The sequence below is a fragment of the Agromyces sp. H17E-10 genome (assembly GCF_022919715.1).
In the GTDB taxonomy this organism is placed as follows: Bacteria; Actinomycetota; Actinomycetes; order Actinomycetales; family Microbacteriaceae; genus Agromyces.
Genome location: NZ_CP095042.1, coordinates 637,496 through 651,898, shown reverse-complemented (window position 1 = coordinate 651,898; position 14,403 = coordinate 637,496). Strand labels below are relative to the sequence as shown.

Annotated in this window: 3 protein-coding genes; all 3 read left to right on the top strand. The window is 69.8% G+C overall.

The features are described from left to right. The first annotated feature begins 313 nt into the window (after positions 1-313). The 3 genes from MUN74_RS02945 to MUN74_RS02935 all read left to right on the top strand — a co-directional run bounded on the left by MUN74_RS02945 (position 314) and on the right by MUN74_RS02935 (position 14,189). Positions 314-3,850 carry a DUF7927 domain-containing protein gene (locus MUN74_RS02945; RefSeq protein ID WP_244854929.1) on the top strand — a complete coding sequence of 1,179 codons (3,537 nt, stop codon included), beginning with the start codon at positions 314-316 and terminating at the stop codon, positions 3,848-3,850. 221 nt (positions 3,851-4,071) lie between these two features. Next, positions 4,072-6,615 (top strand): DUF7927 domain-containing protein, encoded by a 2,544-nt coding sequence (locus MUN74_RS02940; RefSeq protein WP_244854927.1) that lies wholly within the window; start codon positions 4,072-4,074, stop codon positions 6,613-6,615. Between the two features lie 377 nt (positions 6,616-6,992). After that, positions 6,993-14,189 carry a prealbumin-like fold domain-containing protein gene (locus tag MUN74_RS02935; protein WP_244854925.1) on the top strand — a complete coding sequence of 2,399 codons (7,197 nt, stop codon included), beginning with the start codon at positions 6,993-6,995 and terminating at the stop codon, positions 14,187-14,189. Positions 14,190-14,403 lie beyond the last annotated feature (214 nt).

Here is a 14,403-nt window from a genome sequence, read left to right as displayed (position 1 = left end):
GCCCCCTGCACGGCGGCGGTGCTGTCCGGGATGCTCCGACCGGGGCCGCTCAGGGGCAGCACTGAACCCCGCTCAGCGTGTACCCCGAAATCGCTCATTTCTGTACCCCGACTTCGGGGGGTGAGAGGTGAGAAATCCTTGAAAACGGGGGACGGGCCGGAGAAGACTGACCGCGCCGACCCGAAGGCCGAGCCGGTGCATCCAGTACGAGATGAGCGGAACCATGCAACCACGCAGCAGAACCCGACCCGAACCCCGAACGCGGATTCGGGGGACACTGAGCCCCGGTCTCGGTGGTCTCCTCGCCGCCGTCGTGGCGGGCGCGCTCGTGCTCGCCGGAGTACCGGCGATCGCGTCGGCTGACGACGCGGCGGCACCCGCCGGCACGTCGGCGGCGACCGCGGACGCGTCATCCCCGACGGCGTCTGCGACGCAACCCCCTGCGGCTGAACCCGAGCCGACGGCGTCGGTCGATCCGGCCGATCCGGTCGATCCGCCGGCACCTGCCGACGAGCCGGCGACGGAGCCCCAGACACCGGCCGAGGAGACGCCGGCCGAGCAGACGCCGGCCGAGCAGACGCCGGCCGCCGATCCGGTCGATCCGCCGGGCGACGATCCGGCCGCCGGCCCGGTCGGCCCCGTGGCCGCGCAGGACGGCTCTGCGCCGGGCGCGGCCACCGACGCCCCGGCGGACGAGGCCCCGGCCGCGGCGACGCCGAAGCGGGCCGCGGTCGCCGTCGACTGCGAGACGATCCCGATCGCGAACGACGATCGGAGCGCGCGCGACGCGTGCCTCGCCGAACAGCGCACGGGTCTGCGCTCGCTCGCCGCCGCCGCCCCGACGGTGGGCACGGTCGCGAACCCCGACCTGCAGCCGAACTGCGGCGTCGACATCGCGCTCGTGCTCGACAAGTCGGGCTCGATCGGTGCCGCGGGCATCGCGAACCTGAAGGCGGCAGCCGACGCGTTCACGAGTGCGCTCGTCGACACCGGTTCGCAGGTGTCGGTGACCGCGTTCGACCAGGACGCGTCGGTGCTGCTCGGGGCGACCGACCTGACGAGTGCGAACCTCGCCGCGATCCAGGGCTCGTACGCCGGCCTCGTGAGCGACGGCTGGACGAACTGGAAGCGCGGGCTCGAACTCGCGGCCGGCACGTTCGGCGGCTTCGACGACGCGGTCGACCTCACGATCATGATCACCGACGGCAATCCGAACACCGTCGATCCCGCCGACGGGGGAGAGTTCCCCGACGGCTCGGCCGGTGCGCTCGACCCGGCGATCGAGCAGGCGAACGCGATCAAGCTCTCGCCGTCGCACCTGTTCGGCATCGCCGTCGGCAGCGACCTCGACCTCGAGCCGATCAGGGCCATCACCGGTGACGACGTCTACGGCGGCGACCTCACGAGCGCCGACCACGTCGTCACGACCGACTACGGCACGCTCGGCGGCCAGCTCAAGCAGATCGCGCTCGAGCTCTGCGGCGGCTCGGTCTTCGTGCACAAGGAGATCGCCGGCCAGCCCGTCGAGGGCTGGCAGTTCGCGACCGGCGACGCCGAGGTGTCGCCGTCGTCGCAGACGACCGACGAGACGGGCACGACCGAGGCGTTCGAGGTGACCGGGTTCACGAGCGACACCCGCACCGTCGAGTTCGCCGAGGAGGACCGTCCGTTCCACCACCGCACCGACGTCGCCTGCGAGGACGGCGACGGGCCGCTGCCCGTCACCCTCGTCGGCGACCTCGGCTGGCGGGTCGACGTCGGCATCGAGTCGATCGTGCACTGCACCGTCGAGAACGCCGTCGAGCCGCCGGTCTGGCGGGTCACGAAGAGCGCCGACCCGCCGAGCGGCACCGCCGTCGAGCCGGGTGACGAGATCGAGTACACCCTCGCCGTCGAGCACGTCTCGGGCCCGGCCGCAACCGACCTCGAGCTCTTCGACGACGTCTCGCAGCTGGCCCCGTACGTCGACTTCGACGGATTCGTCGGGTCGCCGCCCGTCGTCGAGTCGGACTGGAACACGACCCACCCGGGCCGACTCTTCCTGAAGCTCGCGTCGCTCGAGGCCGGTGAGACGTTGCAGATCACGTACCGCGTCATCGTCTCGGCGGACACCCCGCCGGGAACGGTGCTCCGCAACCACGTGCTCACGAACTGCCCGACCGAGCCCCTCCTCGTCGGCCCCGACGAGGTCGAGGCCGAGTCCGACGCGTGCGTGACCGAGCACCCGACGCCGGGCTTCGTGCTCTGGAAGACGAGCGACCCCGCCGACGGACTCGTCGAACCGGGCGACACGATCGAGTACACGCTGCACGCGTGGAACTTCTCGCAGGCGAGCGTCGAGGGCGCGACCGCGGTCGACGACCTCGCCGACGTGCTCGACGACGCGACCCTGACGGAGCCGCTCGATCCGTCGCTCACGCTCGACGGCACCGACCTCGAGTGGGCCGTGCCCGACCTGGCGGTCGGCTCCGACGAGGCCACGGTCTCGTTCGAGGTCACCGTCGACGACGACGCGTGGAACGCGCAGCTCGTCAACGTCGTGACGCCCGACACCCCGGGCATCTGCCCGCCCGGCGACGGGGGAGGGGAACCGCCCGTCGTCATCGGGGGGCTGGATGCCGGGTCGCAGCGTTCGCCCGGGGCATCCGCGCAGGTCGTGCCCGAGGTGACCGACTGCACGACCGAGCATCGCACGCCCAACGTCGACCTCGCCGTCACGAAGACCGCGACCACGGCCGACGGCGACGCGGTCGACTCCGGTTCGACGCCGCCCGACGTCGTGTCGTACGAGGTGCGCGTCGAGAACCTCGGCGACGACCCGGCGTACGGGGTCGAGGTGACCGACGTGCTGCCCGAGGGCGTGGCCTTCGTGCCGGGCTCCGAGGTCGTCGTGACGACGCCGCCCGGCGAGGAGGCGGGCTGGACGATCGACGACTCGGTCGGCGGCGAGTTGACGTTCCGATATCCGGGGCCGTTCGCGCCGGGCGACACGGCGACGATCACGTTCGACGTCGAGGTGGGCGAACTGGCCCAGCCCGATCCGACCGTGCCGATCCCCGACCTCGTGAACACGGTGTGCGTGTTCAGCGGGCCGGTGCCCGCGCCCGAGCCGCCGGCGCTCATCGCCGCCCTCGACGTCGTCGGCCCGGGTGCCGACGCCCCGAGCCGCGATGCGAACCCCGGGAACGACTGCGACGAGGCATCCACCCCCGTCAAGTCGATCGCGCTCGACGGCGGCGCGCAGTGCGTGAACGACACGCCATGGTTCGCGTACTCGGTCACGCCGGTGAACGTCGACTCGCCCCAGGTCGCCCTGATCTGGTGGACGGCCGACGCCTTCGCCGCGCACGATCCCTCGATCGATGCGGGCGACGAGGCGGCGCTCCTCGCCGACGGCGCCTCGCAGGTCGACTACCTCGACGTGCCCGCCGACTGGGTGCCGGGCGACTCGATCGACGGCCGGCAGCTCTGGCCGGGCGCAGCGGTCGACGAGAACGGCGACCCGATCGCCTGGCCCGGCTGGACCGAGCTTGCCGACGGCACGTGGGTGCTCGACCCGGATGCTCCGTTCTACGACCTCCGCGAGGAGGCCGTGGTCGAGATCCGCATCAACCCGTCGACCGACGTGATCACGGTCTACCCGCCGGCGACGCCGAACTGCAACGCGGCCCCGCCCGCGAACGAGGTGCCGGAGAACCCGTCGAACCCCGGGCAGTCGACCCCGCAGGGCATGGCGACGACCGGCATCGACGGGGCGGGCCTCCTGTCGGGCGCGATCGCCCTGTTCGTGCTCGGCGCACTCGGCGCCGTCGGCGCGTGGGTTCGGGCGCGTCGATCGAGCGGCGCATGAGCGCCGCCTGACGGGCGGTGGGATGCCTCGGCGCGACGCGCGCCGGGGCATCCCCCTCTTCAGGGTACAAAAGATGAGAAATCCTTGTCGTCGGCGCCGATCGCGGCGCACACTGGCACTGCTGACCCGACTACCCGAGCCGGCTCCCATACCCGACGTCTGGAGCTGTCATGCAACGATCTCTGCCTGCGCACCGCGCGGCCCGAATCCGAGGCGGGGGCGTGCGCGCTGCGCTCGCCGCCGTCACCGTCGGCGCTCTCGTGATCTTCGGAGCGCCCATGGTCGCCGCCGCCGACGAGGCGGCACCCGCCGACCCGACCGCGGCGGTCGCCGCCGCACCCGAGGCCGAACCGGCGCCCGATCCCGCGGCCGAACCGGCACCCGAGCCGGCCCCGGAACCCGCGGCCGAACCGGAGCCCGCACCGGCGCCGGCGGAGTCCGCTCCCGCTGCCGAGCCCGCGCCCGCTGCCGAGCCCGCTCCTGCGGCGGAGCCCGCCCCTGCGGCGGAGCCCGCCCCTGCTGCCGAGCCCGCCCCTGCTGCGGAGCCCGAGCCTGAGGCGCCGGTGGCCGACGCGCCGGCGGGAGCATCGACGTCGCCCGCTCCGGCGGCCAGGACCGTTGCCGCAGCCGACGAGGCCGGCGGGCCTCCGGTCACGACGATCCCCGAGTGGAACGACCACGTCGCGATCTGCCACGCGACCGCGAGCGACTCGAACCCGTACGTGTTCATCAGCCCGAGCGTGCGGTCGATCATCGACCCGAACGGCGACCCGAGCGACCCGTACTCGGGCGGCCACGCGCACGCGACGCATCAGGACCTCCAGGACATCATCCCGGTCTTCGACTACAAGGACAAGGACGGGGTCGAGCATCACTTCCCCGGCCTCAACACCACGAAGACCGAGCTGACCGAGGAGGACTGCAACCCGGCTCCGCCTGAGATCGAGCTCTTCGCCGCCGTGTGCACCGAGGTCGGCGGCACGCCGCCGGCCCTGAAGGTCACGCTGCTCGACCTGCTGCTCAACTTCGACTACACCATCACCGTGTACGTCTCCGGTACGGACGACGTCGTCGCGACGTTCGACTTCACCGACCCCGACGGTTCGTTCGACCACGACTTCCAGTTGCAACCGGGAACGTACGACGTGGTGCTCCATCGCGAGGGCGACGATCCCGAGAACGACCTCGAGAAGACCGTCACCGTGAACCCCTGCCCGACCGCTCCGGTCCCGCACTGGGTGCTGCAGAAGTGGTCGGATCCGACCGACGGTGAGACGGTCGAGCCCGGTGACGAGATCACGTACACCCTCCAGGCGTACAACGACTCGGACGCGGTCGTGACCGGTGCGCAGGCGTTCGACGACGTGAGCGACGTGCTCGACAACGGCACGCTGGGCACGCTCGGTGCGGGGCTCACCGGTCCGGTCGGCGATGTGCTGACCTGGAACATCCCCGACCTCGAACCGGGTGCGACCGCGACCGTCACGTACACGGTCATCGTCGATGGTGACTCCGCCGGCACCCTGCTGCATAACGTGGTCGTTCCCGGCCCCGGCGGCGAGTGCCCGACCGACGACGTCGTGCTCGAGAAGGCCGCGGTCGCGGTCGCGGCCGAGGACGACCCGTGCGTCGTCGACCACCCGGTCGCCGACGTCGACCTCGTGCTCGTGAAGGACGAGGCGACCGAGAACGACGAACCGGTCGACTCCGGCGAGGGTGACGTCATCACGTACACCATCACGGTCACGAACGAGGGAGAGGACCCGGCATACCGGAGCCTCGTCACCGACACCCTTCCCGAGGGCGTGACCTACGTCGACGGGTCTGCGGTCATCGCGCCGAACCCCGGCGAGTGGGATCCGGTCGAGGTCGCGGACGGCGTGCTCACCGCGCAGCACAACGGCTGGATCTACCCGGGCGACGTCATCACGATCACGTTCGAGGCCACGGTCGGCGAGCTCTCGCAGCCCGCACCCGACCAGCCGATCCCCGATCTCGTGAACGGCGCCTGCGTCGCGAGCGAGGCGTATCCCGACCCCGAGCCGCAGGTCGCTGCTGACGTCGCGGCCTCGGCCGCCGGGGTCGACTCGAATCCCGAGAACAACTGCGACGACGCCGTGACGCCCGTGAAGTCGATCGGCCTCGTCGGGCTCGCGCAGTGCGTGAACGACACCCCGTGGTTCACGTACTCGATCACGCCGTTCAACATCACCGACCCCGCGGCCAATCCGATCTCGCTGATCTGGTGGACGCCCGAGGCGTTCGCGAACCGCGACCCGTCGATCCCCGCCGATGACATCTCGGCGTTGCTCGCGGACGGGGCGTCGGAGGTGGACCCGATCGCCTATCCCGACGGATGGGTGAGCGGCGACACGATCTCGGGCCAGCAGCTCTGGCCGGGAGCGGCGGTGAACGAAGCCGGAGACCCGATCGCCTGGCCCGGCTGGACCGAGCTGGCCGACGGCACCTGGGTGCTCGACCCGAGCGCACCGTTCTACGACCTGCGGTCGCAGGCGGTCGCCGAGATCCGCATCAACCCGTCCAGCGACGCCGACGTGGTCTACCCGCCGCCGACGCCGAACTGCAACGCGGCACCCGACCAGCCGACGCCGCCCGTGACGCCGCCGTCGACTCCGACGGGTTCGACGCAGGGACTCGCCGAGACGGGTGTCGAGACCGGCCTGATGCTGCCGTTCGCGGTGCTGCTGACGGCGATCGGGGCCGCGGCGATCGCGCGCGGAGCACGCCGCCGTCGCGTCGACTGATCCACTGAGACGGATGCCTCGCCGGGAGCGATCCCGGCGAGGCATTCGCCGTTCGCCGCGAAGTCCGGAATCGGGGGACGCTCCGGTTCGCACACTGGACTTGACGACGACGCACCCGGGCAAATCGAACCTGTACCCCGTTTTCGAGTGTTTCGGGGACGGATCTGTACCCCGAACATGAGGATCCCCCCGTTTTGGTGTCACCCGCCCCCTATCCGCAGCCCCACGGCGATGCGAGTATGAGCGCGAGTCCGCACCCACGGGCTCGCATGTCCGCTTTCAGCGGACTTCGGGGTTCGTGCCCGCGAACTCCGAATGGCTCGGTCGCCCGGGCCGGATTACAGCCGGAAGTTCCCGCTTCCGAAACCCGAAGGCTGATGATGAACGTCAAGCGATCTTTCCGCACCCGTTCCACCGACCCGGCGACCGCTCCCAGGTCGACGCGCCTGCGCCTCGAACGCGCGAGGAAGCGCTTCATCAGCGCCCTCGCGATCGCCGGCCTGATCGCGACGGGCGGTGCCGTGTACACGGTCGCGCTGGCACCGGCGCAGTCCGCGTCGGCGGTCGATCTCGGCAATGGGATCATCACGTCGTTCGAGATCGACGGGGACACGGACAGTGACGGGCAGCTCGACTGGCGGAACGTCGTCGGGTCGACGCCCAAGGCGCCCTACACCGCTGGGAGCGGACAGTCGACGGGCATCCTCGACGCCCAGCGCAGCTGGGACTCGGGCACGACGCCGGCCGACGTCAACGGCGGGGCGAAGGGCACGTGCGGTGCGACCGAGACGCTCAGCGTCTTCCCGGGCGGCGCGAAGGTCAACGACGACCCGTGGAAGGCGCTGATCACCAACTCGGCGAACGCCAAGGGCGACGCCTGTACCGGTGGCTCGGCCTACGAGGTCGTGACGGTCAACGGCGTGCCGCACACGATCTTCTACGCGTACTGGACCCGTCTGTCGGGCAACGGCGACATGACGTCCTACGAGATCTTCCAGGGGCCGGCTGCCGGGCGCGCCGACGACTACCTCATCGAGTTCAACTACGACCCGTCGTCGGGAACGTCCGTGCGCGTGCTCGGCTGGAACGGCTCGGCGTGGGTGTCGACCGGCGATCCGGTCGTGTACAAGGCGGCGGTCGGCGGCAACACCGACACGAACACCTCGGGAAACGATGCGACCTTCGGTGAGATGGCCGTCGACCTCACGGCATCGGGCCTCCTGCCGGCCGGCGGCACCTGCCGTACCTTCCTCGACGCGGGCTTCATCACGCGCACCGGCAACAACGACACGGCGACGCTGCAGGACATGCTCGCTTCGACCGACCCGATCACCCTCTCGAACTGCGGCAACCTCGTCGTCAAGAAGGTCGGTACCGCGGGCGGTCCCGACGCGACGTTCAGCTACACCGTGAACCGCACGGGCGGCGGGCAGGTGCACGACGGCACGCTCACGGGCACGGTCGCCGACACGGTCGCCGGCAACAACGGCCTGGGCGCCGGGATCAAGATCGGCGACACCCACAACTGGGGCAACGTCTTCGCCGGGAACGACTACAAGCTCACCGAGGCGGCGCCGCCGTCGCCCTGGGCCTTCAAGCAGACCACCTGTACGGTGACGAACCCCACCACGAACCAGGTCGAGACGACCACCAACGGCGGCTTCGCCATGTACGTCGGCGCCACCACGACCTGCACGATCGAGAACGTCACCTCCGCGGTGAAGATCACGAAGGTCGCACAGGGCGATGCGGCGACGTTCGACTTCACCGTCACCGGACAGCAGGGCACCGTGCAGGTGCCGGGCAACTCGAGCTCGCAGGTGTTCTACTACACGCCCGGTTCGACCGTCGACATCACCGAGATCGCCGAGCCCGGCGACCCGGCGTGGAAGCTGCAGTCCATCGCGTGCACGCCGCAGGGCGGCGCGTACCAGACCGACGTCCCGACCGGGAAAGCCTCCGTGCAGACGGTCGCCGGACAGGTGATCGAGTGCACGTTCACGAACCGCCAGGACGGCCAGATCAAGATCATCAAGAAGGTCCAGGGCGACGGCGGCGAATTCCACTTCACGGGCAACTGGAACGGCGGCGTGACCCCCACGCTCACGCCCGGTGAGAACGGCAGCGACGAGGTCCTGTACACCAGCGTCACCCCGGGCGCCTACAGCGTCCAGGAGCTCACACCCGCACCGGAGTACGACGTGACCGCCCTCACCTGCGCGGGCGACGTCGCCGACGACACCTCGAGCGGAAACGTCGCGACGGGCGTCGGCACGATCGACCTCGACCCGGGCGAGCTCGTCACCTGCACCTACACGAACACGCAGCGCGGCGACCTCACGGTCATCAAGCAGACGATCCCCGACGGTGCGACGCAGTCCTTCGACTTCACGCTCACCGACCAGACGAACTTCTCGCTGACCGACGGCGGCTCGAAGGCCTTCGACAACATCAAGCCCAAGACGTACACGCTCGAAGAGGTGAACCTTCCCGACGGCTGGAAGGTCGACAACATCTCGTGCGCCGTGGACGGCGGCGTGCCCTCCCAGACGACCGCCGCCAAGCGCGACGTCGTCGTCGGCATCGGACAGAGCGTCGTCTGCACCGTCACGAACGAGGCGACCAAGGGCAAGCTCGTCGTCGAGAAGCACGTCGAGAACGTGCCCGACGGCGTCGCATGGGGTCCGTTCTCGCTGAGCCTCAGCGACGCGCCCGCGAGCGAGCAGAACCCGCAGACGGTCGACAGCACCGATGCGACCGCCGAGTGGGACAACCTCGTGGTCGGCAAGACCTACACGATCACCGAGACCGTTCCCGACGGCTGGACGCTGAAGAGCTTCACCTGCAACGTGACCGACCAGGACGGCAACCCGAACAACGCGTCGGTGACGTTCACCGTCACCCCCGGTCTGGTCGTCGAATGCGACATCACCAACACGGCCAAGCCCGGCGAGGTGACGCTCGAGAAGAAGGTCGAGGGGGTCGCGCCGGGATTCGCGTGGTCGTTCGACTTCACGATCTCGCCCGCCGACCAGGTGACGCCGTCGGCGAAGCAGACGGTGTCGGGCACCGGAAACTCCACCGAGAGCATCACGTGGAAGAACCTCACCGTCGGACACGTCTACACGATCACCGAGACGCCGAAGGCCGGCTGGGAGTCCAGCGCGGTCGAGTGCGGTGAGGACGTCGACCCGAACACGCCCGGCGACCAGTTCCGGGTGACTCCGGGCTTCACGCTCACCTGCACGGCGACGAACACGGCCAAGCCCGCGACGGCGAAGGTGACGAAGACGGCGATCGGCGCCGACGGGACCTTCACCTTCGTCCTCACGCCCCTGGCTCCGGCCGGTGACCCGGTCGAGCAGTCGGTCAGCGTCGACGCCGGCCAGTCGGGCTCGACGACGTTCACCGCCCTCGTGCCCGGCACGAAGTACTCCATCGCCGAGAAGGACCCGGGAGCCGGCTGGACCGCCGGCGCCCTCGTCTGCAAGGTCAAGGCCATCGGCTCCGACACCTGGACCGACATCGACGAGACCGGATTCACGGTGCAGCCCGGCGACACGTTCGAGTGCACGATCACGAACACCGCCAAGGCGACGATCGTCATCGTCAAGAACATCAACGGCGACGACGCGACGTTCAACTTCACGGGCACGTGGCTCGACCCCCAGGCGTTCACCATCACCACGGTGAACGGCACGAAATCGAACACGTACAACGACGTGCTGCCGGGCACCTACCAGGTGACCGAGCTGCTCACGACGGCCCACATCGGCGCGCTGCAGTGCACCGACCCCGACCAGGGCTCGAGCGTCGCCGGCCTCGTCGGCACGATCGACCTCGACCCGGGTGAGACCGTCGTCTGCACCTACTCGAACACGCAGCTCGGCAAGATCATCGTCGACAAGGTCGTCCCCGGGGTCGGATCGATCCCCGGCGGCGCGACGCAGGTGTTCGACTTCGAGTTCGGAGACGACCCGTTCACGCTGACCGACGGCGCCGACCCCTTCGAGTCGGGGCTGCTCGTTCCGGGTGAGTACACCGTCGAAGAGCTCGCCGAGGCGAACTGGCATCTCACCGGTCTCCAGTGCCCCGTCGGCGAGGGCGACAAGTCGACCGTCGAGATCGATGGCTCGGTCGCGACGATCGACCTCGCTGCCGGTGACGTGGTGCACTGCACCTACACCAACGCCCCCGACACCGGCGACCTGACGGTGCGCAAGACCGTCGACGGGGTGCCGCAGGGCTACGACTTCGAGTTCGAGATCTTCCTCGCCGGCGGCACGCCGCCGTCACAGAAGGTCACCGACGAGGACCCGAGCGTCAGCTGGAGCGACCTCGTCGTCGGTCAGACCTACACCCTCACCGAGGGCGACGTCGGCGGCTGGAACGAGGGCGACTTCATCTGCAACAGCGGCTCGCTGAAGGATGCGGACGACGAGCTCGCCGGCTTCCAGTTCGTCGTGACGCCCGGCCTCTCGATCAGCTGCACGATCGAGAACACCGCGGTCCCCGGCAAGGTGACGGTCGAGAAGGGCGTCTCGGGCGTGCCCGAGGACTTCGACTGGTCGTTCCAGCTCGAGATCAGCCCGACCGAGGGCGTCGAGGGCGACAGCCCGCAGACGGTCAGCGGCACGGGCGACGTGACCGACACGGCGACGTGGTCGAACCTCGCGATCGGCCAGCAGTACGTCATCACCGAGCTGCCGGTGCCCGCCGGCTGGACCGGCGGCGAGATCACCTGCTCCGTCGGCGGCGACCCGCTCACCGACGAGAACGGCGACGAAGCCGGCTTCGCCTTCACGGCGACGCCTGGCCTCGAGGTCGCGTGCGAGCTCACGAACAAGGTGATCCCGCCGACCGGCCTGATCGAGAAGCACCTGACGTCGATCGCGCAGCAGACGGACGGCACGTGGGACCTCGAGTACGAGGTGACGGTCGAGAACCAGAGCCCGGTCGCCCCGCTGGTCTACGACCTCCGCGACGAACCGCAGTTCGGCGCAGGCGTCGTGATCAACGAGGCGAGCGCGACCGGACCGGCGGACAGCTCGGCGGCGTCGTGGGATCCGATCGGCGACCCGGCGGACTTCGTACTCGCCGACGACACCTCGGTGCCGGCATCCCAGACCGACACCTACGTGATCACGATCAACGCGACCGTGCCGGCGGAGGTCTACGAGACGGGCCAGGACCAGTGCCAGGAGGGCGACGACGGCGGCTTCCGCAACACGGCCTGGCTGACGGTCGGGCACGGTGAACCGCAGCCGGCCACCGACTGCGACGTCCCCGGGCGCACGACCATCGAGAAGTCCCTCGACGGCCAGCCCGTGCGCGACGCGGTGACCGGTGACTGGACCGTCAAGTACAACGTGGTGGTCACGAACCAGAGCGACCTCCGCGACCAGTACTACGACCTGAGCGACGACCTCGGCTTCCCCGCCGGCGTCGAGATCGTCTCGGCCACGGCGACGACCGATGCGCCCAGCACGGGCTCCGTCGACGTCGCCGACTGGAACGGTGACACGGTGACCGCGCTCGCCGACGACGCGCCCATCGCGAAGTCGGCCGTGCACACCTACAAGATCACCGTGGTCGCCGATGTCGACGAGATCACCGACATCGACGACGTCCAGTGCGTCGAGTCGACGAGCGGCAAGGGCTTCTTCAACGAGGTCACGCTCGACAACGGCACGATCACGACGACGGACGACGCGTGCGCGACGCCGCCCGTCGGTCGGATCACGCTCATGAAGCACGTCGACCTGTCGGCGTTCGAGGGCATCGACCCGGCCGACCTCGGCCTCGGCGACGGGGTGGTGCAGCTCGCCGCGAAGGACTGGCTGCTGACCGGTGAGGGCCTGCTGAAGGGCATCGCCGAACTCGGCGACCAGGGCCTCGTGTTCACGGTGCCGACGGGCGACTACACGCTCGACGAGGAGCCGACCGCGATGGCCGCCGGTCACCCGCTGCTGAAGTACTTCTTCAGTCAGGGCTGGAGCTGCGACGACGAGACGCCCGCCGGCGACACGGCGACCGTCTCGCTCGGAAAGCTCACGAGCTGCGACCTCACCAACAAGGCCGAGCTCGCCGACGTCGGCCTCGAGAAGTCGTACGACCTCGGCGACGACCCCGACGGTTACATCGAGCAGGGCGACACCTTCGACTTCGTGCTGAAGGTGACGAACCACTCGACGGTGCCGGTCGCCGGGCTCGACGTGACCGACGTCATCGACTCCGAGCTCGTGGTCGCCGGCGACCCGGTCTTCGACGGTCCCGGCACCTGGACCGAGACCGGCACGACGGGCGACAACGACTTCGCCGCCCACGGCGACGGGCCGTTCGCGCCGGGTGACGTGATCACGATCACCATCCCGGTCACGCTGCCCGCAGCGCCGGTCGAGACGCCCGACGTCGTCGGACCCGACGACCCCGCGCCGACGGTCGAGCCGGTCGACCTCGACGACGTGCCGAACGAGGCGTGCGTCGCGATCACCGACGGCGAGGGCGTGCTGCCCGACCTCATCGAGCGCAACAACTGCGACTCGGTCGAGGTGCCCAAGAAGGCGATCGACTCCGGCGCCTACGTGCGCTGCGTCGCCGACGTCCCGTGGCTCTACTACGACATCCAGGTGTCCGACGGCGTCGAGCCCGGCGACATCACGGTGACGTGGACGAGTGCCGACGGCACGCTCACGAAGACGCAGACGATCGCGTGGGACGAGCGCGAGGGCAAGCTGCTCTGGCCGGGTGCGGCGGTCGACGAGAACGGCGTGCCGTACGAGTTCCCGGGCTGGCGCCCCATCACCGAAGAGGACCTGATCAACCCGCCGACGCCGGGCACCCGGTTCGGTGACCTGATCCTCGACGAGACGGTGCCGACGTACCCGTGGCGCGACATGGAGAACCCGGCGACGATCACCTTCTCGATCAACCCGTCGCAGTCGGTGCTCGCGGTCTACCCGCAGGCCCTCCCGGCCTGTGCGATCGATCGCACGCCGGACGTGAGCATCGTGAAGGAGGCGAGCGTCACCCAGGCGAAGCCGGGTACCTCGTTCGACTACACGCTGTCGGTCTCGACCACCGGAACCGGGTCGGCCGAGCCCGTCGAGATCTTCGACGAGATCCCGTCGGAGCTCAAGGTGACCGACATCACGACCGCCGGCTCGCCGACCTTCCCGCGCTGGCAGGACTGCGAGGTCACGGGTCAGGACAGCGACGGCTACGGCGGCACGCTGCACTGCGACCTGCTCGGCGTGCTCGGCCCCGACTACCCGGAGGCACCCGACATCGTGCTCGACGTGAGCGTCGACCCGGGCACGACGTCGACCGAGGTCGAGAACACGGGCGAGGTCTGCTGGCAGAACGCCGACGACACGTCCGACGATCCGGCCGTCCTGTGCGACGACGACTCGGTGACGGTCACGATCCCGCAGCCGCAGCCCTCGATGCCGGCCACCGGGTTCGGCGGGTCGCCGTTCATCTGGGGCGCGGCCGGGCTCGTGATCCTGGGCGGCCTGCTGGTCGCCGCCGGGGTCGTGATCCGTCGACGCAAGCACGGGACGCCGTCGGCGTAACCCACTGCACCAACCTTCCGGGGGTCGGGCCTGAAGGCCCGGCCCCCGGTTGTTCGTGTCCCCCGAATGGGGTTATTCGAGTATTTGTCGTTAACCCCGTTTTCGGGGGACAAGGTTTTGAAAACCCCAGATCAAAGTTCTAATCAGAATCTGCGTTGTCCCCCGTTTTGGTGCCAGCCCACCCCTGTTACGTACCCCGAATCCTCTGCTTGAC

Excerpts from the sequence above, each read along its gene's own strand:
- MUN74_RS02935 (WP_244854925.1), top strand. The coding sequence starts at position 6,993 with ATGATGAACGTCAAGCGATCTTTCCGCACCCGTTCCACCGACCCGGCG.